Here is a 25,861-nt window from a genome sequence, read left to right on the forward strand (position 1 = left end):
AAGATGAAAGACATTTTTAAAGAATTTAAGCCTTCAAGTTGGGCCATAGATAATAAAACAAGTATTTACGTACTTACGGTTATTATCACACTTGCCGGGTTGTTATCGTATTTTAAATTGCCGAAAGAACAATTTCCTGAGGTGGTTTTCCCTCAAATGTACATTTCAACCGTCTATTTGGGTGTTTCTCCAACTAATATTGAGAACCTGGTGACCAAACAAATTGAGAAACAGGTGAAATCTATATCAGGAGTTAAAAAGATAACAAGCAATTCTGTTCAAGACTTTTCGAATATTATTGTAGAGTTTAATACTGATGTGGATGTTGATGCAGCTCTTCAAAAAGTAAAGGATGCGGTTGATCGGGCAAAGGATGATTTACCAGACGATTTGACTCGCCAACCACAGGTTATTCGCATTGATGTTTCGGAAATTCCAATTATGAACGTCAATATTTCAGGTGATTATGATCTTGAAACAATTAAGGAATATGCTGAACAACTGCAAGATCGCATTGAGTCATTAGGAGAAATTACCCGCGTTGATCTTGTTGGTGCACTTGATCGTGAATTCCAGATCAATGTTGATATGTATAAAATGATGGCCGCCAATATCTCTTTTTATGATATTGAGAGTGCCATACGTTCAGAGAACGTAAACCTTACAGGTGGTCAAATTGCCATGGATGGTATGAAACGTACCTTAAGTGTAAATGGCCAGTTCAGGGATGCTCAAACTATCGGCAATATTATTATTCGAGGGGCCTCAGGGGCTACCGTATTCCTGAAAGATATAGCTGATGTTAAAGATTCGTTTGCGGAACAGGAAAGTTTTGCCCGTTTAGATGGTAAGAATGTAATTACCTTAAACGTGGTTAAGCGCAGTGGACAAAACCTGATTAATGCTTCAGATAAAATTCGTGAAATTGTAAAAGATATGGAGGCCAATACATTTCCATCTGGTCTAAAGGTGGTAATTACTGGTGATCAATCAGACGAAACACGTATTACCCTGCATGATTTGATTAATACTATCATCATCGGGTTTATTTTGGTAACAATTATCCTGATGTTCTTCATGGGTACTACCAATGCAATTTTCGTAGCGCTTTCCGTTCCCTTGTCAATGTTTATTGCTTTTTTGGTAATGCCTTGGATAGGGTTTACCTTAAATATGATCGTGTTGTTCTCTTTCCTTTTGGCTTTGGGAATTGTGGTGGATGATGCCATTGTGGTGATTGAAAATACGCACCGGATATTCGATAATGGGCAGGTACCGATAAAGAAAGCGGCAAAAATGGCAACTGGTGAGGTTTTCCTCCCGGTATTATCAGGTACTCTTACTACGTTAGCGCCATTTATTCCATTGGCATTTTGGCAAGGGGTAATTGGTAAGTTCATGTTCTATTTACCGATTACATTAATTGTGACTTTACTCGCGTCATTATTGGTTGCTTATATCATTAATCCTGTTTTTGCGGTTGATTTCATGAAGCCTCATACCGATGATCATCATCAGGAATCGAAGAAAGTTACCAAAGGATTTAAGGTTACAGCCGTTGTAATGGTTGGATTGGCCTTATTATTCTATTTGAGCGGGTTATTCGGGATGGGTAACTTGATTATAGCCTTGTTCGGCTTATATGCACTGAATAGATTTGTGTTAACCGGGGTGATTCGTAATTTTCAGGAAAGACGCTGGCCAGCGGTTCAGGAAAAGTATAAGCAATTAATTACCTGGTCACTTGGTAAAAGCCGTCCAACATGGTTGTTGTTAGGAACATTTGGCCTTTTGATCTTTTCGTTTGTTTTCTTTGGAATTCGTCAGCCCAAAGTGGTTTTCTTCCCACAAAGTGACCCTAACTTCATTTACACATACATTCGTATGCCAATTGGTACCGACCAGAAATATACTGATTCGATTACTAAAGTGGTAGAAGGTAGAATCTTTAAAGTAATTGGGAAAAACAATCCAATTGTGGAATCAGTTATTGCCAATGTTTCAATTGGTGCCAGTGAAGATCCTATGGGAGGGGGCAATGCCCAACCACATTTAGGAAAAGTAGGTATTGCGTTTGTTGATTTTGCAAAACGAAACGGAGAATCAACAAGAGACTACTTAGCAAAAATTCGCGAAGCTGTAAAAGGTATTCCAGGCGCTGAGATTTCTGTTGATCAGGAACAAAACGGACCTCCAACCGGTAAACCAATCAGTATTGAAATTGCCGGAGATAATTTTGATGAGTTGGTTGGTACTTCAAATAAACTAAAACGGTACTTAGATTCATTACAAATTGGAGGGGTTGAAGAGTTAAAGTCGGATTTTGAAAGTGATAAACCTGAAATAGTAGTTGATATTGATCGTGAACGTGCAGGTAGGGAAGGTATCAGTACCGGGCAAATTGGTATGGAATTGCGTACAGCCATATTTGGTAATGAAGCCTCAAAATTCCGGGATGATAAGGACGATTACAAAATCCAGGTGCGTGTAAAAGAAGATCAGCGTAATAATATCAATTCCTTAATGAATATGAAGTTAACCTACCGCGATATGAACATGGGTGGAGCAATTCGTCAGATTCCCCTATCTGCAGTAGCTGATATTCATTATTCAACGTCTTATGCCGGTATTAAGCGTAAAAATCAAAAACGTTTGGTAACCATTTCCTCCAACGTATTGGGTAATTACAATGCTAATGAAGTTGTTGGTAATATTCAAAAAGCCTTGCTTGATTTCCAAGTTCCTCCATCAGTTCAAATAAAAATGGGTGGAGAGCAGGAGGAACAAGCTGAGACCGGTGCGTTTTTAGGAACAGCAATGTTGGTGTCCTTAGGACTGATATTCCTCATCTTAGTAACTCAATTTAATTCAGTTGGTAAACCGATTATCATTCTTTCTGAAATTTTATTCAGTATTACCGGAGTTCTTTTAGGCTTTGCCTTGTTTAAGATGGAAATTTCTATTGTAATGACAGGTATTGGTATTGTGGCATTAGCTGGAATTGTTGTTCGGAACGGTATCCTATTGGTAGAGTTTACCGATTTACTGCTTGAGCAAGGTTTTGAGTTGAAAGAAGCTATTATTGAAGCTGGTAGAACTCGTATGACGCCAGTAATCTTAACAGCATCTGCAACTATGTTGGGCTTAGTTCCTCTGGCTGTGGGTTTAAATATTGACTTTGTTACCTTGTTTACAGATTTGAACCCTCATATTTTCTTTGGTGGCGATAGTGTTGCATTCTGGGGACCCTTATCATGGACAATGATTTTTGGTCTGGCCTTTGCAACTTTCCTTACGCTAATTCTAGTACCAATTATGTACTATCTTGTATATAGCGCCAAAGCCAGAATTAAAGGAAAAACAAAGCATGCTAAAAAAGTTGAACTTGAATTAGCAGAATAAAATACTTTTTTGTGTTTGAGCCTTCCTGCGAAAGCAGGGGGCTTTTTTATGGTGTAACTAAAAAAGAAAAGCAAGCAGTTCATAGGTGAATTGCTTGCTTTTTTATAAGATAATTTCCTGGTTTATTTTAATTGAAATTGATATACATGGTTTGATGCATACCTATTCCTTCAACTTCAAAAGCATCTCCAATGCTGGTAAAGCCTAATTTTTGATAAAATCCTACAGCAGAAACCCGGGCATTACACCAAAGTAGGTGAATATCTTTTTGTTTTAAATAATCAATAGCGAATCTGACTAAAACACTTCCTGCGTTTTTGCCCCTATGCTCAAGAGAAGTCGCCATTCCTTTTAAATGGTATTGAGCTGTACTACCAAAGTAAGGGAGGTTAGATCGATTAAAAGATCCTATACTTATTATTTCATCATTTTCAACAACAGCCAGGTGAAAAGTCTCAGGCTCGTTATCCTTTGGAAAATAACAAGAATTAATTGCAACTCCAGGTTTTAATACCCGTTGGCGAAGACAAAATGTGTCTTCAGCCGAAATAAATTTTACATGCATGACGCCGTACCGTACCGATCAAACAATTCAATTGAGAGCGCAATAATTAAGCGGCGCAAAGTTAAAATTTATTTTATATTTTAAAATTGATGTGAAACAATTGAATTGTATTGAGTTACTAGTTTCTACAACAATTTTATTCAAGCAATGTTCTTTTCAAGTATTTAAATTCAAATGATAGGAATTGATGTTTTTTGACGTAAGGTTTTAGTGATATGGTAAGAAGTCTTAAATGGCTCCGCGATTTAAAATAAGTTTAGTTGTTTGTTGTGTTGATTGTTGAAATAGTGTATGCTGTATTCTCGCATTTGCCTATTAGCCAGGTACTTTGCAACGGATAGTTTAAACAAGTTTCTTATTGATTCGGCAACATTTCCTTCTCCACGCATTCTGGTTCCATAACGGCTATCGTTTAACTGCCCTCCATGACACTCCTTAATCAGGTTTAAAACCTTTTCAGCTCTGTCGGGATAATTTTTATATATCCAATCAGTAAAGAGATCTCCGATAGATCCATTTAGTCTTACTATAGTATAACCCGCATCTGATGCGCCTGCTTCTGCGGCTTTTTTAATTATTGATGGAATTTCTTCACTGTTTAATGCTGGTATGATTGGAGCCACCATTACTCGTACAGGAATGTTTCTTTCAGTTAGTTGTTTTATGATTTGGATACGGCCTTCACCTGTAACGGTTCTCGGTTCTAGTACTTGTCTTAATTTTTCATTCAGTGATGTTATACTTATGTTCACATGAACAAGGTTAAAAGAATTGAGTTCGGTTAAAAGATCCATATCTCTTAGAATAAGGTTGTTTTTGGTAATAATGCTTACCGGGTTTTTATATTTCAGAAAAACCTTGAGCAATGAACGGGTAATTTTGAGTTTTCTCTCAATAGGTTGGTAACAATCTGTGTTTCCGGAAAGGAGAATTGGAGTAGGGGTCCAGTTCTTTCCTTCAAAATTTTTGATCAGAAGTTCAGCTGCATTATGTTTAACAATGATTTTTCTTTCAAAATCAAGTCCGGCGCTAAACCCCCAATACTGATGTGCATTGCGAGCATAACAATATATACAACCATGTTCACAACCTTGGTACGGATTAATTGAGAACATAAGTGGTAAATCAGGACTTTCAATTTTATTGACAATTTTTTTAGCAGATTCTTTGAATAGCTGTGTGGCTGAATTTTCTAACAAAGGTTCATCCAGCCCTTCAATATGTTCCGTTACATATTCTTGCTTCAAATAAGGGTTTTGGGTATTAATTTGAGCCCCCCTTCCTTTAAAATAGTCCATCGTATCCATTTTATAAAAATACTAAAAAAATTAGTATTTTTTTTAAAATTGTCATGAACAAATTATTTGAAGGTACTATTTGTTAAAAGATGCTTTATGATTTTAATTGTCTGTAAAGTAGTGCTTTATATTGATTATTATGTGTAAATTAAAGTAGTGAATCGCATTCCGAACTCACTTTAGAAGCTTCATTATTAACTATTCTTTTAAATCATCGTTGTGAAAAAATCATTGCCTATGAAGCTGAAAGAGATGTTCGACCTGGCGGTTACAGGAGGATAATTCAAATCTAAATTTTACATATGCAACTAGCCTATACAAAACATTTTAAGCACGCCTATCTTGTATTGGTTCTATTATTTAGCTATGAATTTAGTATAGCTCAGTCAAAAACTGATACCTTAATAAGTACACAAATTAAGGATATTGGTGACGTGCTCTTCAAGAAAAAGAAAAAAGATTCTATTAAGATTGCAGAAAAAAAGGATAGTTTCTTTCTTCTAATACCGGTTATTGGATCCCAGCCTGCTACTGGTTTTATGTTTGGCTTTACGGGGCAGTATACGTTTAAAGGACTGAAACCAGAGGATAAATATTCAACTATAAACCTTAACGCCACCTACACTACTAAAGACCAATGGTTAATCAATATGAAAAATAATGTGCTGCTTTCCGGTAACAAAATTTTTCTAAGTGGCGATTGGCGTTTTTATATCTTTTCACAACCCAATTATGGCTTAGGTACTGATATTATTCCCCCTGCAAAAGATGATGAAGGTTTTAGTCTTGATTCTTTGTCTCAGCCAATGGATTATAATTACATTAAATTTCACCAAACAGCATCCTGGCTTGTAAAGAACAACTTTTATGTAGGGGCCGGATTACATTTGGATGGCTATACAAGTATAGATGATAATAATTTAGATACTGCCAACCAACGTTATACAGCACATTATAATTATAGCACCAAATATGGATTTGATCCGAAAAAGTATTATGTATATGGGGTAAGTTTAAATTTTCTTTACGACTCTCGAGATAACCAAATTAATCCTAATCATGGATTGTACGGTAACCTAAATTTCAGATTAAATCCCGCTATAGGAAAAAATGATTACACCAGTACTGTGTTGTTTGCTGAAATGAGATATTTTAAACCATTAAGTAAAACTAATTTGCAACATGTGTGGGGTATTTGGGTATATGGTCAATTTGTAACCAGCGGAAAGGTGCCATATCTTAACTTACCATCAATTGGCTGGGATCAACGAAGTAGAGGAGGTAAAGGGTATACTCAGGGAGTATTCAGAGGAAATAATTTAGTGTATCTTGAAACTGAATATCGATTTCCAATAAGTAAAAACCAGTTGTTCAGTGGAACTGTATTTGGTGATTTTACCACAGCAAGCGATAAAGACCGCGATGTAAAACTGTTTGACTCAATACAGCCCGCTTTTGGAGTTGGATTTAGAATATTATTAGATAAAAAAACGAGAACAAACCTCATATTTAATTACGCTTGGGGACGAAAATCAAAAGGATTTTATCTCAATGCCGGAGAATCATTCTAAGGTCTGAAAGCAACTAAGAGTATACTTAATACTATAATTATTTCGACTCTTTTGGTGGCTATAGGCCCATAAAGAGTCGAAATATTTTATTGTTATGTAGTTGATATTTAGGTTTTTAAAATATTTTATGCAGGAAAGTTAGGGTTTTGTAGACAAAAAGGCATATGTTTTGCGAGATATAGGGATAAATCAAACTAATCATCTGAAAGTAATGCATAACATTAAGCCACGCCATACAATCATTGTAATTATACTTTTGATCAGCGTTACATTGTTTACATGCAGTAAAAGTGATGCCGATACAGTGTCTTGTGATTTTTCTACCGAAAGCTACACAACTAACAACGATGGTACAGTTACCTATACAGTTACCAAGGAAGGTAATGGCAGTACTATAAGCTCCATAACTTATAGAGGAACTGATGGAGTAATTACGGTTCCCAATCCAGGTGATAATTTTACGTTAAGTGCTCCTGTGAAAAAAGGAACTGTAATTACACTTAACGTAAAAGGTACTGCCGTTGAAGGGCAGCTAAGGGCCCAATACAAATTCATAAGCACTACCGGTACTGAGCAAGGAAATGCATTCAGAGCATGTCCAGGGGATTGATTATCATGGAATAATCACAACAACCATTAGAAACATGAGTTTACACGATAAAATATTGGAAGTTTATCAATCTGTAAAGAGTTATCCTGATCTTGTCCAAAAGCTGATTGAATTAGGAATCCAATCTTATACAGTTGATGTAGCAACCGGTTCAATATTATATCGTTTAGCAGACGGGGAGAATTTATTGCATGTGGGTGAAGTTGATAATAGGTCAATTTTTGAGCGTTTTAGTGCTGATTTAACTGTAATGGCAATCAGAGATAATCAACAAGGTAAAACCACATATCCTGAATTTATGCATGCAATAGGAGCTGCGGGGGTCAGATTTTATGAAGCAACATTAACCGGTGAAAATAAACGTGTTACTTATATTGGATTTGGTGGATTCTATGAAGAATCTATTCCAATTTAAATTCATTCAGTCAATCTTTAATTTTTACTAAAGAGCATTTCTTCCAAACGGTTATCTTTTTTGTATACGTCTTTTCTGAAGTTTAATAAGCCGTTGTGATCAACAAAAGCCGTGAAGTAACCAATGTACACTGGCACTGACTTTTTTAAAGTAACATAGAGCTCCTGGTTTGCATTCATCGCTTCTGTAATCTTATCACTGGTCCATGTATTATCGTCCTTTAATAAAAGTTCAGCAAGTTTCTTTGGTTCGCTTACTCGAATGCATCCATGACTAAAAGCCCTTTGATCTTCTTTGAATAAAGATTTTGAAGGTGTATCGTGCAAATAAATATTATATGTATTTGGAAAGAGGAATTTTACCTGTCCAAGTGAATTTGTTGGGCCAGGAAGTTGCCTCAGCACCGGAAGTTGTCCCATATAGCCGGTAATTTCCATGTTGTGGTCTCGTAAGTAATTACTGTTTTTACTCATTTCAGGTAATATTTCATTACGTGTTATGCTTGGCGGGACATTCCAATATGGGCTAAAAACAATATATCTTAAGTTTCCATTAAAAATTACAGTTTGATGCATCACCTTTCCAACTACCACATTACACCCCCATTCTAAAGTATCTGAATTGAATATATACAGCTTAAAGGCGGGGATGTTAATAATTATATGTTTTCCTTCAACCTTTTCCGGAACCCACCGGCTTCGTTCAATGTTTACCATTAGTTGTTTCAGGCGTTCACTTGGTTTTATATTCAGTTCATTGATAAATGAATTCCCAATTACTCCATCGGCAGTTAAACCATGTCTGGTTTGAAATTGCTTTGTTGCCATTATTAATTCAGCATCAAATAATGGATTTTTATTATCTTTTTTTAGGTCTCCCAATAAAAACAAACGATGGCGTATTGCTAAAAGTAAGGATGATGAGTCGCCTGGGTTATAAGTTTTTTGATCAAGTTTTAGTGACTCCCAGTTCTCATTTGTTGTCAGCTTGCGATACAGCTTCAAATTATCCTTCAGTAAATCATATTGACGAAAAACTGGTGTTTTGCTTAAAACATTTGATGCAGGTTGGTTAATTATATCTTCCAGTTGTTTCTGAAAGTCAATCTTTTTTCTCGGAAGGAACCACTCTAACTCTTGCATCTCCTTGTCGTTTACAGAACCTTGCCATGCAATTTTTGAAAAAGCAAAATAGGCGCCGGTAAGCATTAATTCCGTAGTAGCATCCGGTTTATTGTTTATTATGGAGTGTATAAGTGAATCAAGCTTGCTGTCATAAGGTATTTTTCCGTTTAAACCTTCTTCATCTAAGTGTTGAACCCGATTGTTTAAATTACTAGCCTGCTCAATTAAACCTTTACGATCAAACCAAGCAAAGGCAAAATTTCTATTCTTATAAAATTTAGTAATATCCGTCTGATAGGAGGAAAGTAATGGGTATTTATTGATGAAATTATTTAAAGTTATGCTGTCTAAGTGAATAGCAGTTTGGGAACTGTAGTTACCAGGGATGGTTCTATTCCAGTTTGATACATTTATGATCGTATCGACAGGTTTCAGGTTGGGTTTGTTATGTTTTCCAACACAGGATGAGAGTAAAACAGGAAATAGGGTGTATAAAATTATGGTTGTTTTTAATTTCATAGAGTGAAATTTGCAGTCAAGCTACAAATGTATTATCATTTTTAAAACTCTATGGATAATTGTTGGAAGGGATAAATGCTTTCTTGTAATATGCACATAATCAAGTTGCTTATGTGAGTTTTGGAAAAAATATTTTGCTAATTCAAATTAATGCTCTACTTTAGCGCCTAGGAAAAAGAGTATAAGTTATATTTTATATTCCTTCCATTATTCTTTTTCTTTTGGTTTAGGTTAAATTAAAGGAGTTGACACTTCCCAGGTTTCAACTCCTTTTTTTATTTCACTAATTTGAACCGTTGTTTGCAGGAGATTCATTGCCTTTCTGGTTTTGTGTTCTGCTTTTCATCTTTTCCATGCGTTCTTTTTTCAAAACTTCATAATCGGCCCATTGCTTTTCAGTTAAAACCGCTTTTAATGCAGTCTCTTTTTCTTCGTTAATTTTCTTCATGCCTTCCATCATGGCTGCACGGTCGCCCGCATTGGCTTCCCTTAATTCATCTACTTTCTTTGCGGAACTTAAATTAATTTCATGAACTTTTTTTTGCTGATCATCGGTTAATGCTAGCTTTTTGGTAAGCTGCTGGGTTTGCATCGAAGCTCTTTCCTCTGCACTGCGAGGTTGTCTTTCTTGAGCAAACATGGTTGTTGCAATTAATAAAGTGACAATTGCTAAAGCTAATTTTTTCATTTCTATTGTTCTTTTGCTTTTGAGTTTTATTTATAAAAAAGGTTTAATGTAAAATGAAAAAAAAATAGCTGGTGATTAATTATATATTATTCGTTTTAGTTGATAGCAATGTGAAAATGGCCGAATCGAAAAATTTGCCATTGTAGTAATAGTTCTCTTTAAAATAGGCTTCTTGCCTAAACCCTGTTTTTTTTAGCAATTTTATTGATGCCAAATTGTTTGGATTGACATTGGCTTCAATAGAATGGAATTTGATGTTATTGAAACCATAGCTGATTACTTTCATCAAAGCTTCAAACATCAAACCATTATTCCAGTAATTGGGGTGAAGTAAATAGCCAATTTCGGCTCGGTGATGTTCTTTGATTATTCGCCAAAATCCTATTGTTCCGATCAATTGATTGTTGCCTTTTAAAGTAATAGCCCAGTTGATCCCTTCATTTTCAGCAAAGGAATCAACTATCTTTTGAATCAGTGTTTCTATTTCTTGGATATCACTGGGTGGCTCGCGGTCTAAATACTTTAATACTTGGTCATTGCTTCTTAATTCAAACAAAGCAATGCTGTCAGAATGGTCAATAGCCCTAAGGTTTAACCTAGGGGTTGAGAGTATAGGGAACGAATCAAACTTTATGTCCAGCATTACCGAAAAGTTGCTAAAAAGTTAATCATTTGGCTTTAGTTTGGTAACAGTCTTTTGTAATTGCTCTACCATTTCGGTTAGTTTTTCGAGTGAAGGTTCAATTGCTGGGGTAGGGAAGGCTGTGCTTATGAAGGCTTTGGCTTTCCATATTTCAAGCACATCGCTGGCATTGATGCTGTAAGTTTCATAGGCTTTGTTGTCTGATGCAAGGTACAAGCGTTGGTTTTCTTTGATTTTATTGGTTACGCGTTTGTAAACAATGCCTTCATCTTTGCTTAGTACAACATATGTATCACCTGATTTAATATCACCAAAGTTCTCTATGTATTCTCCAACTACAATGGTTCCTGGTTCTAATGGAAGCATGGAGTCTCCCTTTAATTCAAATGCCCTGAATGTTCCTCCTTTTAAGAACGGGAGATGGAACTTTGGTAGCTCTGCTACATATTGGGGGTCGGCATAACCGTTTAAATAGCCTGCACTTGCTTTGGCCGGGATTAATTCAATGTTTTCATTTTGATCCTTATCTACAGTAATACTTAAAACCCGGAGGCCGCCACTTGTTTTGTTTTTCTCCTCTTCTGCAGCTTTTTCCTTTTTAGCAAACCATTTATCGGTTATTCTTTCCGAAATCAATTCATCAACTGAAATGCTAAATAAATTAGCCATCTTAAGAAGTAGTTCTGTTTTTGGTTCTGCCCGATCTTCTTCGTATGCACCAATAACAGCCCGTTTAACTTCTAGATTGTCAGCTAATTGCTGTTGCGTAAGTCCTTGTTTTTTGCGCAGGTATTTTAAGTTTTGTGAGATAGTGCCCATGAATTTTGCCAAAAATTTTATAATACTAAAAATAATAGTATATATTTGCTAATAAAGTTAGTGACAATTTCGGGATTATCAAGAAATAAATAAAAATAGATTTTAAAAGAAAAACGATTATGGCACTTTTCAATAACACTTCAAGAATTAATTCAGCTGGTAGCAAACGTTACATCTATTTTATGACTGATCGTAATCGCTCAAGTATTATAGTTGGAACCAGTGATGATTTAATAAACACCATCAATAAATTCAGAGCAATTCCGACCTTGCATTTCGATGCTTCTGGACACTATTCACGTTTGGTGTATTTTGAGGAGTTTGAAAATGAAGTGTTATTACAAAAACGTTTATTGATATTACAACATCTTACCAAAGCACAAAAAGAGAAAATTATTCGTTCGGTGAACGCTGACTGGGTTGATCTTTCCTTAGGAGTTGATTTTGAAAATATATTAGATCCGAAGTTTCCCCGTACCAATTTCAGGTATACAGCTGTTGCATGTTAAATCTGCGTCATTTAACCTTAAGAACGTAGTGGTATTAAACTTTAAATACTATTTTTGTAATAATAAGTGTTAGCCACGTACTTTTAATATTCTTTAGGTGTCGAAAAAACATTCAGATTATTTTAGCTGCAAATCCTGCCAATACCGGAAAGACTCAGTTTTTTGTGGTTTAAGGGAGAATGAATTAGACGTTATTGACTCTCATAAAGGCCATATTACTTTTAATAAAGGTGAAGAGATTTTTGTGGAAGGAGATCGTCCTCATGGTATTTATTGTATTCATGAAGGGAAAGTAAAACTGTCTAAGCATGGTGAGACAGGTAAGGAACAGATTGTACGTTTTGCAAAAGAAAGTGATGTATTAGGTTACCGCGCCTTGCTAGGTAATGAGATGTACGATTGTAGTGCTATAGCTTTAGAAAAAACTGATGTATGCTTTATTCCAAAAACTGATTTCTTTGAAATCTTTGATAAGAGCCCATCATTGTCATTGAATTTGGTTAAACTGCTTTCTGCTGATTTAAGACATGCTGAAAATAAGCTTACTGATATAGCTCAAAAACCTGTTCGTGAACGAATTGCCGAAAATATCTTATTGTTGAAAGAAACTTTTGGTGTAGATGAAATAACAGGTTCAATTAAAGTAGTATTAAGCAGAGAAGAAATTGCCAATATGACCGGCACCGCTACTGAAACCGCAATTCGTTTACTCTCAGAACTTAAGGGAGATGGTTTGATTGAATTTGTCGGAAAAAAAATTAAAATTGTCAATGTTAAAGAATTAGTTCGTAGGGCTAATATTTACAATTAACGCTAGCATGATTTTTATCATGTTTTTCTTAACTTATCGGAAATAGTTTTGTCCTATCCATTAAATTTTAGGGCTTAACCTTGCGGACACTATGCAGCTAACCGATACTAAAACCACATGTTATCATTGCGGTCTTGACTGTGATGAAGAAACCGTTGTCTTCGACGAAAAAACGTTTTGTTGTAACGGATGTAAAGTGGTTTATGAAATTTTAGCAGAAAACCACCTTTGTGATTATTACCAAATTGCGGCTAATGCCGGTATCTCTCAAAAAATAAAAAAAACAGCCAAAGGCAAGTTCTCAATTCTGAATAATCAGGAGATTAAGGAAAAACTGATTCGGTTTACAAATGGAAAACAGACCCATGTTGTTTTCTTTCTTCCTCAAATCCATTGCAGTTCATGTATTTGGTTGCTCGAAAATCTTCATCGTATCAACGCGGGTATTATTCACTCAAGGGTTGATTTTGCTCTAAAAGAAATTACCATTGTTTTTAATGAAAATGAGGTATCACTTCCGGTGATAGCCGAACTTTTGACTAGTGTTGGTTATGAACCTTACCTTAATTTAAATGATATTTCCAGCAAGAAGAATTATTTGGTTGATAGAGGTTTGGTTTACAAATTAGGCATAGCCGGGTTTTGTTTTGGCAATATAATGATGCTAAGTTTTCCTGAATATTTTTCAGACGGAACGGTTGATTATACTCTTAAAAAAATATTTAATTATCTGAACTTGGCATTATCACTTCCGGTATTTTTCTATAGTGCTAATGTGTTTTATTTATCTGCCTGGGCCGGAATTAAAAAACGTTTTTTAAATATTGATGCTCCAATTGTATTGGCCATTCTCATTACGTTCATTAGAAGTGTTTATGAGATTTTAAGTGGAACAGGTGCCGGTTATCTCGACTCGATGACAGGAATTGTGTTTTTTATGCTTATTGGTAGGTATTTACAAAATAAAACATATCAGAAATTATCATTTGACAGGGACTATAAATCCTATTTTCCTATCGCTGTAACCCTTAAGAAGGATGATGGTGAAGAAGAGAATATTCCTGTGACGCAATTGAATTGTGGAGATACGCTTATTATTAGAAACAATGAATTGATACCGGCTGATTCTATTTTAATTAAGGGGAAAGCCAATATTGATTACAGCTTTGTTACTGGTGAATCAGATCCTGTCCAAAAGTCAATAGGTGAAAATATTTATGCAGGTGGAAAGCAAGTAGGAAGTGCAATAGAACTGAAGATTACCCGAAATGTTTCAAATAGCTATTTAACAGAATTATGGAACAAAGATGTTTTTAGATTATATGAAGACAAAAAGAACTCTTATATACATAGTATAAGCCGTTATTTTACTATTGCATTGTTTACCATGGCTGCTTTAACAGCAATATTTTGGGCTATAAATGATCCTTCCAAAATTCTAAATGCAGTTTCTGCCATGCTTATTATTGCTTGTCCGTGCGCATTATTATTGTCGTCAACTTTTACAAATGGGAATGTGCTGCGAATATTTGGACGAAATAATTTCTATCTAAAAAACGCAACCGTTATAGAAATGCTTGCTGATGCTGATACTATTGTTTTTGACAAAACAGGAACAATTACCCAAAACGGGCAATCGATGGTAAACTATGTTGGTGTGGATCTCTCTGAGGGACAGCAGCAACTGATACGCTCCGTGGTGTTACAGTCAGTTCATCCGCACAGTAAAGCCATTAGTGCTTTTTTACCTAAGTTTAACACTCTTACCGTTGAAAGTTTGGTTGAATTACCAGGTAAAGGTATTCAGGCCGAGATTAAAGGTAATATCATTCGTGTGGGTTCGGCTGATTTTGCAGGAGCAACACAGCTATCCGAGGTGAAAACAGGAAAAACATACGTTTCAATTAATGAACAGTTTTTGGGAGTGTTTAGCATCTCTAATCAATATCGTAAAGGATTGGTGCCGTTGATTGGAGAATTGCGCGGTCAATATAAAATGTCCTTAATTTCAGGAGATAATGATGCAGAGAAAGGTGCACTCACGCAATTGTTTGAGACCAAAAATGAATTACTGTTCAATCAAACTCCGGAAAGCAAGCTAAATTATATAAAGAACTTACAAAGGAACGGTAAAAATGTGATGATGATCGGAGATGGTTTGAATGATGCCGGAGCTCTTAAGCAAAGTAATGTAGGGATTGCGGTTTCTGATGAGGTCAATAATTTTTCACCTGCATGTGACGCTATTTTGGCTGGTGGTGAGTTGATAAAACTTAGTTCATTAATACGTTACGCGAAATCTGCCAAATCCATTGTGATGATCAGCTTTATTATATCTATTTTATATAATATCGTTGGGTTGTCATTTGCCGTTCAGGGTACGCTCTCGCCAGTTATTGCAGCTATTTTAATGCCTGCCAGCTCAATAAGCATAATTCTGTTTACAACAGGAGCAAGCGCATTTATGGCAAAAATTAAGGGACTAAAATAAAAAAACTCTCCGAGCTTAATAATTCGGAGAGTTCTAATTATCGTTTAGGACAGCTTTTGCAAGCTTTGCCACGTTTGTATTTTTTACAACACTTCTTAAAGGCACAACATCCACTCAAATAAACATTGAAGCCTTTTGCCATTTCCGGATCAGTTGGTATCACCGGAAGTTTGCAACTATCAGATTCTAAAAATTTTACCTCTTCCATCTATTCTTAAAGCTTGGCAAATATAAGGCAATATTTAGATTAAATACAAATAATATTTAGACAAATTTTAAATTAGGCCATTGATAACCCTGGAAATTATCCTGATTGATTGTGATTATTAATTAAAGCAAAATGGTATTTTAGAACACCAATTTATGATGCGTTTTTGGGATGGCTAATACTATGTTTTTCCTTAAGTGCCAATTAGTTAAATAACCAATTAATATATCAATACTCTTATGAATAAAGTTGTTGCTAACGCTGATGAAGCGGTTAAAGACATAACTGATGGATTAACTTTAATGGTTGGAGGTTTTGGTCTTTGTGGGATTCCGGAAAACTCTATAGCTGCTTTAGTTAAGAAAAATGTGAAAAATCTTACTTGTATTTCTAACAATGCCGGAGTTGACGATTTTGGCTTAGGTCTGTTGCTTCAAAATAAGCAAATTAAGAAGATGATATCTTCTTATGTTGGTGAGAACGCAGAGTTTGAACGACAGTTGCTTAGCGGAGAGCTAGAAGTAGAACTAATCCCGCAAGGAACATTGGCTACCCGTTGTATGGCTGCAGGCTATGGTATGCCGGCTATATTTACCCCTGCCGGTGTAGGAACAGAAGTTGCTGAAGGTAAAGAAGTGCGCAATTTCAATGGTAAAGATTATTTGATGGAATATGCTTTTGATGCGGATTTTGCTATTGTTAAAGCGTGGAAGGGAGATGCTCATGGCAATTTAATTTACCGGTCCACTTCAAGAAACTTTAATCCATTAATGGCCATGGGCGGTAAAATTACTATTGCAGAGGTTGAGGAATTAGTTCCAGTAGGTGAACTTGATCCTGATCAGATTCATACCCCTGGAATTTACGTGCATCGAATTTTCGAAGGTAAAAACTATGAAAAACGTATTGAGCAACGTACTGTTAGAAGCAGAGGTTAATCAAAGTATGTTTCATTGTCAAATTAAGCCAATTAAGTTTAAAGTAATCATTTGATAGAGTTTAGATGGTTGAGTCGATACTTCTAGTGTATTTTAACGGAATTCTAATCAATAGATTTAAGAAATAAAGAAATGTTAGATAAAAACGGCATAGCTAAACGTATAGCAAAAGAATTAAAGGATGGTTACTATGTAAACCTAGGAATCGGAATTCCAACATTAGTGGCCAATTATATTCCTGATGGTATTTCAGTTACTCTTCAGTCGGAAAATGGTTTATTGGGTATGGGGCCTTTTCCGTTTGAAGGTGAGGAAGATCCTGATTTGATCAACGCAGGTAAGCAAACCATTACAACGTTACCTGGAAGCTCAATTTTTGACTCTGCACTAAGTTTTGGAATGATACGTGCGGGAAAAGTTGACCTGACAATATTAGGCGCGATGGAAGTATCAGAAAATGGTGACATTGCCAACTGGAAAATACCTGGTAAAATGGTAAAAGGAATGGGTGGAGCGATGGATTTGGTGGCCTCTGCAAAAAATATTATTGTTGCTATGCAGCACGTAAATAAAGCTGGGGAGTCTAAACTGCTGCCTTCATGTACATTGCCTTTAACAGGAACTCGCTGTGTTAAAAAGATTGTAACGGAATTGGGTGTGTTCGATGTACTGCCAGAAGGTGGTTTTAAATTATTAGAGCGAGCACCTGGAGTTTCTGTTGAACATATTATAAATTCAACCGCTGGTAAATTAATTATTGAAGGTGAAATTCCAGAAATGGTATTATAAAGCAATCTTCAAGATTTAAAAAGGGGCATGAGTTCGTTCTTATGCCCCTTTTATTCATACAAATTCACCATAAAACAAACGCCGTATCATGTTCTGATACGGCGTTTGTTGTTTTATTAAAAGGAAGAACTTTATTTTTTACGTTGTTGAGCAGCTTGTTGTTGTTTTGTCATTTCTTCTAAACGCATTTGCCATTTAGACTTCTGACTAGCTCCAGGACGCTTTTTATTTTCCTGAATCTTAGCATGAATTGCATCATCATTAACAAACTTACGGATGATAAATTGTTGTAAGAAAGTGATAATGTTCGCACAGAAGTAATAGAAGTTCAAGCCTGCTGGAAAACTATTTAATGCTCCTAAAAATACAACCGGCATAATGTAACCAATGTATTTCATTTGACCTGTAACTCCCGAAATTCGGTTGTTCATCCACGTGTAAATTAATGTCGATATAGTCATTAATACACACATTAAGCTTAAGTGGTTTCCAAGGAACGGTATGTTCACTCCAAAATTAATCACTGAATCATAAGTTGAAAGGTCATTCATCCATAAGAATGGTTGTTGACGTAACTCAAAAGAAGCAGGGAAGAAACGGAAGAACGCCAGTAATATTGGCATTTGAAGCAACAATGGAATACAACCAGCTAATGGGTTTACTCCAGCTTGTTTGTATAACTTCAGGTATTCCTGTTGTAACTTGGTTTGATCTTCTTCACCAACTTTAGCTTTAATTGCATCCATTTCAGGTTTTAATGCACGCATTTTGGCCTGAGACAAATATGAACTATAAGTTATCGGTAATAAAACCAATTTTAACACAACTGTTAAAATAAGGATGATAATACCATAGTTTAAATTGAAGTTGTCCAGGAAGTTGAATAAAGGAATTACCGCCCAACGGTTAATCCATCCTAAAGGTCCCCAGCCTAATTTAATTTGGCTTTGCAAGTCATAACCTACATTTTTCAATGTGGTAAAGTGATTTGGACCGAAGTAAAATGTAAAGTTTAATTGCTCATCAGGTTTTGATTGAATTGGAACAACCAAGTCAGCTGATAAGTTCTTAAGATTCGATTTGGTAAGGTCGGTAACAGTGCTTAATGTTCCAGTTTGGAATTTGTTTTGAGCAATTAGTACCGTAGAGAAGAAGTGCTGCTTAAAAGAAATCCATTTTATTGGCTCTTCAAGTTTTTCTTCTTTGTCTTTACTCTCTGATAAGTAATCTACATCACCATTTTCCTTTTGGTAAAAAACAGTTGTATAGGTTTGTTCGTTTTTCTTATCTTTTTCTTGTTGAATCAGATCACTTTTCCACTCTAGGTTTAAGGTTTTTGCACTTGGATTCAATAATTGATTCATTCCGGCCATTTTAACGCCGAAATTTAACAAGTAACTATCACCTTTAAGCGAATACACATAATCAACATATTGCGTAGCTGAAAATGCCAAACGCATTGTTACGCTGTTTGAATCTTTACCGGCCACACTGAATGACGAACCGATTGGTTGGAAAAGTTCATCAGTCGTATTTACATTTTTAGTAGTTAATGGCAGTTTTAAACCAAAACGGTTTTCATCGCCATTAAATAATATTATCGGTTTGCCGTTCCATGTTTTCTGACCTTTAAGTTCGGTTGAGTAAACACGACCACCTTTGGTTGAAAGCGTTATTTTAACTTTTTCGTTTTCAAGAGTAATAAATTGCTCCTGAAGAGCAGCCGAGTCAGCAAACTTTACAGTTTTGTTTGCTGTAACTGGAGCTGTCTTAATGCCGGCCTTAGCATTTTTAATCGAATCGGTTTGGTGCTGATATTGCTTTAATTCAGCCTCATTTGGCTTCATAAAGTAGCTCCATCCAAGCATGATGGCAGCAATCAACAACATACCGGTAAGGGTGTTTCTATCCATTTATCGGTTTTTAAATACTTATTTAGATTTCTTTGGATTATTCTCGTAATGATATGTTTTAGCAGCCTCTACAAACTTAACAAATAAAGGATGTGGATTTGCTACCGTACTTTTTAATTCAGGGTGAAACTGGCCACCAACAAAATATGGGTGATTTTTTAATTCAATAATTTCAACCAAGTTTGAGTCAGGGTTAATACCTGAAGTTATCATTCCGGCATCATTATATTGCTGTAAGTAAGCATTGTTGAACTCATAACGATGACGATGGCGTTCAGAAATACGAGATTTACCATATGCATTAAATGCTTTGGTGCCTTTCTTGATTTCACAAGGATACGATCCCAAACGCATTGTTCCGCCCATGTTTGTAATTTCCTTCTGCTCTTCCATGAGGTTGATAACCGGATAATTAGTCTCGGCATTCATTTCAATAGAGTGAGCACCATCTAAGTTAAGGACGTTGCGAGCGAATTCCACCACGGCACATTGCATACCTAAACAAATTCCAAAGAATGGAATATTGTTCTCACGAACGTATTTAATAGCATCGATTTTACCCTCAATACCACGGTTTCCAAAGCCAGGGGCAACCAAAACACCATCTAAACCATTCAGTTTCTCTTCCACATTGCTTTCATTGATGTGTTCTGAATGGATGTACTGTAAGTTTACTTTACACTCGTTTTTAGCTCCAGCATGAATAAACGACTCACAAATTGATTTGTAAGCATCAGGTAATTCAACATATTTACCAACCAACCCAATCTTAACTTCAGATGTTGGATTTTTTAGCTTACCTAAAAACTCTTTCCATGAATCAAGATTAGGCTCATCCTTCATTGGAAGTTTTAGCTTGGTTAATACAATGCGGTCTAATTGCTCTTTCAGCATCAACAACGGAACGTCGTAAATAGTTGAAGCATCGGCTGATTCAATTACCGCGTTTACGTTTACGTTGCAGAATAAAGCGATTTTTTTACGTATCTCCTGGGTCATACGATGCTCTGTACGGCATACTAATATATCAGGGTGTACACCATACTCCATCAGCATTTTAACAGAGTGTTGCGTTGGTTTGGTTTTTAATTCACCAGCAGCAGCTAAGTAAGGTAACAAGGTAAGGTGAATTACCAACGTATTGGTAGAGCCGTGTTCCCAACGGAACTGACGAACAGCCTCGATGTATGGTAATGACTCGATGTCGCCAACGGTTCCACCTAATTCGGTGATCACAATGTCGTACTCTCCAGTATCACCTAAGCGCTGAATATTGGCTTTAATTTCATCGGTGATATGAGGAACCACCTGTACGGTTTTTCCCAAATAATCTCCACGACGCTCTTTGTTAATTACATTTTGATAAATGCGGCCGGTAGTAACGTTGTTGGCCTGTGAGGTTGGAACGTTCAAAAAACGTTCATAGTGACCAAGGTCTAGGTCAGTTTCTGCGCCATCTTCAGTTACATAACATTCTCCGTGTTCATAAGGATTCAATGTTCCCGGATCAATATTAATGTATGGGTCAAGCTTTTGGATGGTTACCCTGTATCCCCTCGATTGTAATAATTTAGCTAATGAAGCTGAAATAATTCCTTTCCCTAACGAAGAGGTAACACCCCCCGTAACAAAAACGTATTTAGTCATAATCTCAAATGATGCCTGCTGGTTACGGGTTGCAAAAGTACGAAAAATAATGGGATGATGACTGCCTGAATTTAAATTCAGTTCATATTGTGATAAAGTATTGCTGCTAAAGCACTAAAGCAGGGATTTTGAGCATTGTGAACCCACTTTTATTGAAAGTTGCTCTTGATTGGTGGAAAAAAAGACCCCAAAGAAGGGTGGTTTTGCCAACTTTTTTTGGGGTCTTTCTATACATAATCATACTCAATATTTAAAAGGATCTATGATCAAACTATCTAATTATTATTATTATGTCAAATGATGCCATTGTCAATCATATTCTAATTATATTTGCCTCCGTAGTTCTTTACATTTTTGTTTCGATAGGAAGGTTACTAACCATTAGGTTGGCATTAAATAAGGAACCATGTGCAAATCATGGGCTGTCGCGCAACTGTAAGTAACGTAAAAATTGTTATTATAATCTCATACCCATTGTTCTTTAGAAAGAATGAGAAGGGCGATAACAATGTTACAAGCCAGGATACTTGCCTCACTATGTAAGACAAATGCTTTCGCGGTATAAAGCAGTAGTCATAAAAAGATGTGTTCTGTTGATAAAGCAAGTATCAGCTTAAGCTCATTTTAATTAATCTACACAAATTCCCGAAAGCATACCGAAAACTGTAAGGAACATTAATTTATTTAATGTTTCAACAATGTTTTATGCGTATGCTAAAAAACAATCCTGGTTTCCCACTCAAGGAATCCAAGCGTGAACTTAAAAAAGCTTGTGAGGAATATTGGGGAGGTAAATCCGATAAGTTCCACCTTGAGCAAACTGTACAACATCTGCGGTATCAAAACTGGCAGTTACAACTTCAAGCGGGTATAGATTTAATTCCTTGTAACGATTTTAGTTATTATGATCATGTTTTGGATATGTCATTGTTGTTGGGAGTAATTCCATCACGGTACACACCAATTCTTACTGACATAAAAGGCAATACAGAACTCGACCTGTATTTTGCTATGGCTAGGGGTTATCAGAAAGACGGATTAGACATTAAAGCAATGGAAATGATCAAGTGGTTTGATACTGATTTTCATTACGTTGTTCCTGAGTTTACCGCTGATCAGTCATTTAAATTATTTTCTAACAAACTATTCAGTGAATATACTTTCGCCAAGCAACTATTAGGCGAAAAAGCAAAACCCGTAATCATTGGCCCCGTATCCTACCTACTACTCGGAAAAGAGAAAGAAAACGGCTTTCAAAAGATTGAACTTATTAAGCAACTAGTTCCGGTTTATATCGAAATCTTGAATAAACTAAAGAGTCTGGGAGCTGTATGGGTTCAACTTGAAGAGCCGTTTCTGGCTCTTGCTTTTACTTCAGCTGAAAAACAAGCATTTGAATGGGCATATAATGAGATAAAGAAGAAATGTTTTGGAATAAAAATTTTGCTCACAACTTATTTTGAAGGTTTACGAGACAATATTGAGTTCGCTACAAAGCTTCAAAATGAGGCTTTGCATATTGATTTGGTTCGGGCGCCTAAGCACCTAGAATGCCTAAGCTAATTCGCTTTATTAAGGGTTTTTTGTTCATCAAAATTATGTTATTGTATTGGTCAACAATATTAAAGTACCAAAATTACTAAAGGCCTGTTCGAGACGAATACTACAAAATGCTAAATCGCTATAATGCGAGAACTGTTTTAGGAACTCCGCTTAACAGCTGGGATGTTTTTATGGAAGGTTATTTTAGACTCTCATCAAAATTGAAAGACGTTACTGCATTAAAAAAGTTCGCTTGTGAACATAAATGGCAACATGATTTTGATTTTGAAACAGAACTTTGCAAGCATAACCGTTGTGTCATTATAGCAGATACTGGTTTAAATATTGTATTTGTAAGCAGGAACATAACTGCAATAAACGGTTATCTGCCTGACGAGTTAATTGGTAAACCTCTAAATTTATTTCAGGGTATTAAAATCGATCCGAATATTAAATCTTTGACTCAGGATGCCATCAGTATGGTGGAGCCGTTTAAGGCAATTATTGTGAATTACAGAAAAAACAGAACAAAGTACAATTGTGAAATCAATGGTTTTGCAGTATTTAATAAACAAAAGGAATTAGTCAATCTTGTGGTTTTCAAAAAAATAATATAATGGCAACACACGAACCGAAAAGCTGTCAGCGCTGTAATAATCTCTTTGAGTGCAAAACTGGAACAATTGTACAATGCCAATGTTACGGTATTAACTTTAATGAAGATGAAAAGGAAATTATTGCGCGTAGTTTTAGTGACTGTTTATGCCGGAATTGTTTATTAGAAATTAAACAAGAAATAAAATACCGATCGTTAATAGAGAAACAAGAACAAATAAATATACTACTTAAAACCCGATGATAAATTTAGAAGAGAAGATTAGTCAGTCAGAAACCCGAATTTTTAAAGCTGTTTTTCCAAATACTACCAATCATTATGATACATTATTTGGTGGCACAGCTATGCACTTAATGGATGAAGTGGCATTCATTACGGCTACACGGTTTGCCCGGAAACGCATGGTTACTGTATCATCAGACCGAATCGATTTTTCAAAACCTATTCCCGCAGGAACCATTATTGAACTAGTTGGTAAAGTGGTGCATATAGGCAATACCAGCCTAAAGGTAAGTGTTGATATTTATATTGAACAAATGTATTCCGCCCATCGTGAAAAGGCCATTTCAGGTACATTTACTTTTGTGGCAATCGACGAGCATAAAAAGCCTGTAAAAGTAGTTTAAAAAACTATTTCGAAAGAATAAGTTAAATCCCCTTACTATAACCGAAGGGGATTTATTATTTATAAAATTTTAGCAAGATCTTCTGGGGTATCAATGGCTATGGTTTCGAAAGATGTTTCTGCCATTTTAATTTTGAAGCCATTTTCAAGCCACCGCAACTGTTCCAATGATTCGGCCAGTTCAAGGGAGCTTGCTGTAAGCTGATTTAATTGCATCAAAAAATCATTTCTGAATCCATAAATTCCAACATGATGGTAAAAGTTATAAGCATTTAGCCAGTTTTCTTTCTGTTCATTTCTGATAAACGGAATCGGAGATCTGCTGAAATACATAGCTTCGAATTGCTGGTTTAAAACAACCTTTACCACGTTAGGACTAAATAATTCCTCTTCTTTTTTTATTTTCTTAAACATGCTGGCAATTTGAGTGTTGGGCTCATCAAAGCAATGAATCAAATCACTAATTTGTTCTGGTGAGATAAAAGGTTCATCCCCCTGAATATTGATTATGCCCTCAAACCCAGGTTGGGCTTGGGCGACTTCTGCACAACGTGAAGTGCCGTTAATATGATCAGCAGAGGTCATCATAACCTTCCCTCCAAAAGATAACACATGGTCAAAGATTCGTTGATCATCGGTGGCAACAATCACTTCGTCTAAATCAGTGCAGAGTAAACATTGTTCATATACCCGTTGAACCATGGATTTGCCTTTGATGTCAACAAGGGGTTTACCCGGGAAACGAGTTGATTGATAACGAGAAGGTATAACGCCTAAAAATTTCATCTATTTATATAAGTACACAAAGGTAATTTTAACTACCTAAATTGTTTTTGTTTAATAATTAAAAAAATCTTTTACCAGGTCAATTTTGTTTTGGTCAAAAATGAGTCTACCCCTTTTTTGAAGTCTTCAGTACTTCTTACCTGTGCATTGGTTTTAGCTGCAAAAATTAATGCATCTTCACTATTCATTGTCTGCACTTTTTGAATCAGGTTTTTGGTTATTGCCACAGCGTTGGCTGAGGTCTCGATACAAAGCTGTTTGGCGAATTGATTAACTTCCTCATCAAGCTGTTCGACTGCAATTATTTTATTGACGAGTCCTAAAGAAAGTGCTTCATCGGCGGAAATTAATCTTCCGCTTAGTAAGAGGTCTTTGGCTTTTCCTTCACCTATCTTCCTGATCAAAAATAATGCGACTAGAGCTGGTACAAATCCAATTTTCACTTCAGTATAGCCAAATTTTGCTTCAGTTTGAGTAAATGCAAAATCACAAACTGTAACTAATCCACAACCTCCGGCAATAGCATGGCCCTGAACTTTTGCGATGGTTATTTTTTCTGAAAAATAAATCGCACTGAATAATTCGCGTAATTGATGACTGTCGGCAAGATTTTCATTAGCCGTGTTTGCCTGCAATTTCTGAAGGTAAGCTAAATCGGCTCCTGCACTAAAAACCTCACCTTCGGCTTCCAAAACAATCACTTTGGCGTTATGATCTTTTTCTGCCTTGTAAAAAGTAGTCTTTAGCTGCTGAACCAAAGATTCATTTAGTGCATTTCGCTTTTCGGGCCGATTAATAGTGATATAGGCTATGCGTTCTTTTACAGTATATTTTACAAGTTTTTCCATTTAAATATCAATTTTTATGGTAGTTGATTGGTGTCCAGTTTTTCGCATTTTTTACATTTACTGCTCCACACTAGATTGAAACGAACGAAAATTTCAGTCATAATCCGTATTCGGACTCCATAAAACTGTAGATAATTTTTGTGTTTGACAAGACAAGGTGATTGAAATGATTATATGTCGATTGTAATTGATTGTACTGCACAATAACCCAGAAGCCATGTGATGCGGAATCCTCATCAAAAGCAAAATAGTATTGTACAAACTTTTTGTGTTTTTCAATCTGATTTTGTTCAATTTTTAATTACTAAATTGATTTAGGTAGCAGAAGATATTAAACAGACAGTAAGTTTATAATAATACTTTATCGAAAGTAATAGATTAATTTTATAAACAACACCCAAAATAAAGTAAAATAGTAATCTGTCGAGGGTTAATTGACACGTTTGTAATCGTAACAATTCTTCATATTCATGACCAGTTAGCA

General features: G+C 35.8%; 23 protein-coding genes and 1 riboswitch. Of the genes, 13 read left to right on the forward strand and 10 right to left on the reverse strand.

Translation table 11 applies throughout. The annotated features are described in order from the left end of the window. Positions 1–3: 3 nt before the first annotated feature. Complete coding sequence (locus tag L2B55_RS09470; protein WP_237844387.1) at positions 4–3,402, forward strand: efflux RND transporter permease subunit; 3,399 nt, start codon at positions 4–6, stop codon at positions 3,400–3,402. Positions 3,403–3,529: 127 nt separating this feature from the next. On the opposite strand, the gene L2B55_RS09475 is transcribed toward L2B55_RS09470, so the two are convergent. Next, a complete protein-coding gene (locus L2B55_RS09475) occupies positions 3,530–3,967 on the reverse strand; it encodes a GNAT family N-acetyltransferase (RefSeq protein ID WP_237844389.1) in 438 nt (145 codons plus the stop codon). A 245-nt stretch (positions 3,968–4,212) separates the two neighbouring features. Continuing rightward, positions 4,213–5,274, reverse strand: a complete 1,062-nt coding sequence (locus L2B55_RS09480) for a PA0069 family radical SAM protein (protein ID WP_237844391.1) — start codon at positions 5,272–5,274, stop codon at positions 4,213–4,215. Between the two features lie 293 nt (positions 5,275–5,567). Between L2B55_RS09480 and L2B55_RS09485 the strand changes: the two genes are divergently transcribed. From L2B55_RS09485 to L2B55_RS09495, 3 genes are all read left to right on the forward strand, one after another. After that, on the forward strand, positions 5,568–6,836 hold the full coding sequence (locus tag L2B55_RS09485) for a BamA/TamA family outer membrane protein (protein ID WP_237844393.1): 1,269 nt from the start codon (positions 5,568–5,570) through the stop codon (positions 6,834–6,836). A 211-nt stretch (positions 6,837–7,047) separates the two neighbouring features. Next, positions 7,048–7,446 (forward strand): hypothetical protein, encoded by a 399-nt coding sequence (locus L2B55_RS09490; protein WP_237844395.1) that lies wholly within the window; start codon positions 7,048–7,050, stop codon positions 7,444–7,446. A 34-nt stretch (positions 7,447–7,480) separates the two neighbouring features. Beyond that, the gene (locus L2B55_RS09495) at positions 7,481–7,861 is read left to right on the forward strand and encodes a DUF1398 family protein (protein ID WP_237844397.1); all 381 of its coding nucleotides are present in this window, start codon (positions 7,481–7,483) and stop codon (positions 7,859–7,861) included. A gap of 17 nt (positions 7,862–7,878) precedes the next feature. On the opposite strand, the gene L2B55_RS09500 is transcribed toward L2B55_RS09495, so the two are convergent. The 4 genes from L2B55_RS09500 to L2B55_RS09515 form a co-directional block, all read right to left on the reverse strand. Then, positions 7,879–9,504, reverse strand: a complete 1,626-nt coding sequence (locus L2B55_RS09500) for a L,D-transpeptidase family protein (protein ID WP_237844399.1) — start codon at positions 9,502–9,504, stop codon at positions 7,879–7,881. Between the two features lie 283 nt (positions 9,505–9,787). Further along, entirely contained in the window at positions 9,788–10,192 is a 405-nt protein-coding gene (locus tag L2B55_RS09505; RefSeq protein WP_237844401.1) for a hypothetical protein, read from the reverse strand. A 79-nt stretch (positions 10,193–10,271) separates the two neighbouring features. Continuing rightward, positions 10,272–10,835 (reverse strand): GNAT family N-acetyltransferase, encoded by a 564-nt coding sequence (locus L2B55_RS09510; protein WP_237844403.1) that lies wholly within the window; start codon positions 10,833–10,835, stop codon positions 10,272–10,274. A gap of 21 nt (positions 10,836–10,856) precedes the next feature. Continuing rightward, positions 10,857–11,654, reverse strand: a complete 798-nt coding sequence (locus tag L2B55_RS09515; RefSeq protein WP_237844405.1) for an XRE family transcriptional regulator — start codon at positions 11,652–11,654, stop codon at positions 10,857–10,859. A gap of 119 nt (positions 11,655–11,773) precedes the next feature. Here L2B55_RS09515 and L2B55_RS09520 point away from each other — a divergent pair, with 119 nt between their 5' ends. The 5 genes from L2B55_RS09520 to L2B55_RS09540 all read left to right on the forward strand — a co-directional run bounded on the left by L2B55_RS09520 (position 11,774) and on the right by L2B55_RS09540 (position 17,400). Further along, on the forward strand, positions 11,774–12,163 hold the full coding sequence (locus tag L2B55_RS09520; RefSeq protein WP_237844406.1) for a GIY-YIG nuclease family protein: 390 nt from the start codon (positions 11,774–11,776) through the stop codon (positions 12,161–12,163). A gap of 97 nt (positions 12,164–12,260) precedes the next feature. Further along, positions 12,261–12,974 (forward strand): Crp/Fnr family transcriptional regulator, encoded by a 714-nt coding sequence (locus tag L2B55_RS09525; RefSeq protein WP_237844408.1) that lies wholly within the window; start codon positions 12,261–12,263, stop codon positions 12,972–12,974. Between the two features lie 91 nt (positions 12,975–13,065). Beyond that, the gene (locus L2B55_RS09530; protein WP_237844410.1) at positions 13,066–15,465 is read left to right on the forward strand and encodes a heavy metal translocating P-type ATPase; all 2,400 of its coding nucleotides are present in this window, start codon (positions 13,066–13,068) and stop codon (positions 15,463–15,465) included. Positions 15,466–15,912: 447 nt separating this feature from the next. Beyond that, positions 15,913–16,611 (forward strand): CoA transferase subunit A, encoded by a 699-nt coding sequence (locus L2B55_RS09535; protein ID WP_237844412.1) that lies wholly within the window; start codon positions 15,913–15,915, stop codon positions 16,609–16,611. 132 nt (positions 16,612–16,743) lie between these two features. Further along, entirely contained in the window at positions 16,744–17,400 is a 657-nt protein-coding gene (locus L2B55_RS09540; RefSeq protein ID WP_237844414.1) for a CoA transferase subunit B, read from the forward strand. Positions 17,401–17,531: 131 nt separating this feature from the next. Here the strand turns inward: L2B55_RS09540 and yidC are convergent, their stop codons facing one another. Further along, positions 17,532–19,313, reverse strand: coding sequence for a membrane protein insertase YidC (yidC, locus tag L2B55_RS09545; RefSeq protein WP_237844415.1), 1,782 nt, complete (start codon positions 19,311–19,313; stop codon positions 17,532–17,534). Positions 19,314–19,331: 18 nt separating this feature from the next. Next, positions 19,332–20,960 (reverse strand): CTP synthase, encoded by a 1,629-nt coding sequence (locus tag L2B55_RS09550; RefSeq protein WP_237844418.1) that lies wholly within the window; start codon positions 20,958–20,960, stop codon positions 19,332–19,334. Positions 20,961–21,311: 351 nt separating this feature from the next. Beyond that, positions 21,312–21,509, forward strand: a riboswitch (cobalamin riboswitch). Between the two features lie 156 nt (positions 21,510–21,665). Here L2B55_RS09550 and L2B55_RS09555 point away from each other — a divergent pair. The 4 genes from L2B55_RS09555 (at position 21,666) to L2B55_RS09570 (ending at position 23,744) form a co-directional block, all read left to right on the forward strand. Continuing rightward, entirely contained in the window at positions 21,666–22,523 is an 858-nt protein-coding gene (locus L2B55_RS09555; RefSeq protein WP_237844420.1) for a uroporphyrinogen decarboxylase/cobalamine-independent methonine synthase family protein, read from the forward strand. Positions 22,524–22,630: 107 nt separating this feature from the next. Beyond that, complete coding sequence (locus L2B55_RS09560; protein ID WP_237844422.1) at positions 22,631–23,119, forward strand: PAS domain-containing protein; 489 nt, start codon at positions 22,631–22,633, stop codon at positions 23,117–23,119. Then, a complete protein-coding gene (locus tag L2B55_RS09565; RefSeq protein ID WP_237844424.1) occupies positions 23,119–23,361 on the forward strand; it encodes a cysteine-rich CWC family protein in 243 nt (80 codons plus the stop codon). The genes L2B55_RS09560 and L2B55_RS09565 overlap by 1 nt, the downstream gene beginning before the upstream one ends. After that, positions 23,361–23,744: an acyl-CoA thioesterase gene (locus L2B55_RS09570; protein ID WP_237850283.1), complete on the forward strand. Its 384-nt coding sequence runs from the start codon at positions 23,361–23,363 to the stop codon at positions 23,742–23,744. Before L2B55_RS09565 ends, L2B55_RS09570 begins: the two co-directional genes overlap by 1 nt. A 59-nt stretch (positions 23,745–23,803) precedes the next feature. Here the strand turns inward: L2B55_RS09570 and kdsB are convergent, their stop codons facing one another. Next, positions 23,804–24,529 (reverse strand): 3-deoxy-manno-octulosonate cytidylyltransferase, encoded by a 726-nt coding sequence (gene kdsB / locus L2B55_RS09575; RefSeq protein WP_237844426.1) that lies wholly within the window; start codon positions 24,527–24,529, stop codon positions 23,804–23,806. 71 nt (positions 24,530–24,600) lie between these two features. Continuing rightward, entirely contained in the window at positions 24,601–25,377 is a 777-nt protein-coding gene (locus L2B55_RS09580) for an enoyl-CoA hydratase/isomerase family protein (protein WP_237844428.1), read from the reverse strand. Between the last annotated feature and the right edge of the window lie 484 nt (positions 25,378–25,861).

It is taken from the genome of Solitalea lacus (assembly GCF_022014595.1).
In the GTDB taxonomy this organism is placed as follows: domain Bacteria; phylum Bacteroidota; class Bacteroidia; order Sphingobacteriales; family Sphingobacteriaceae; genus Solitalea; species Solitalea lacus.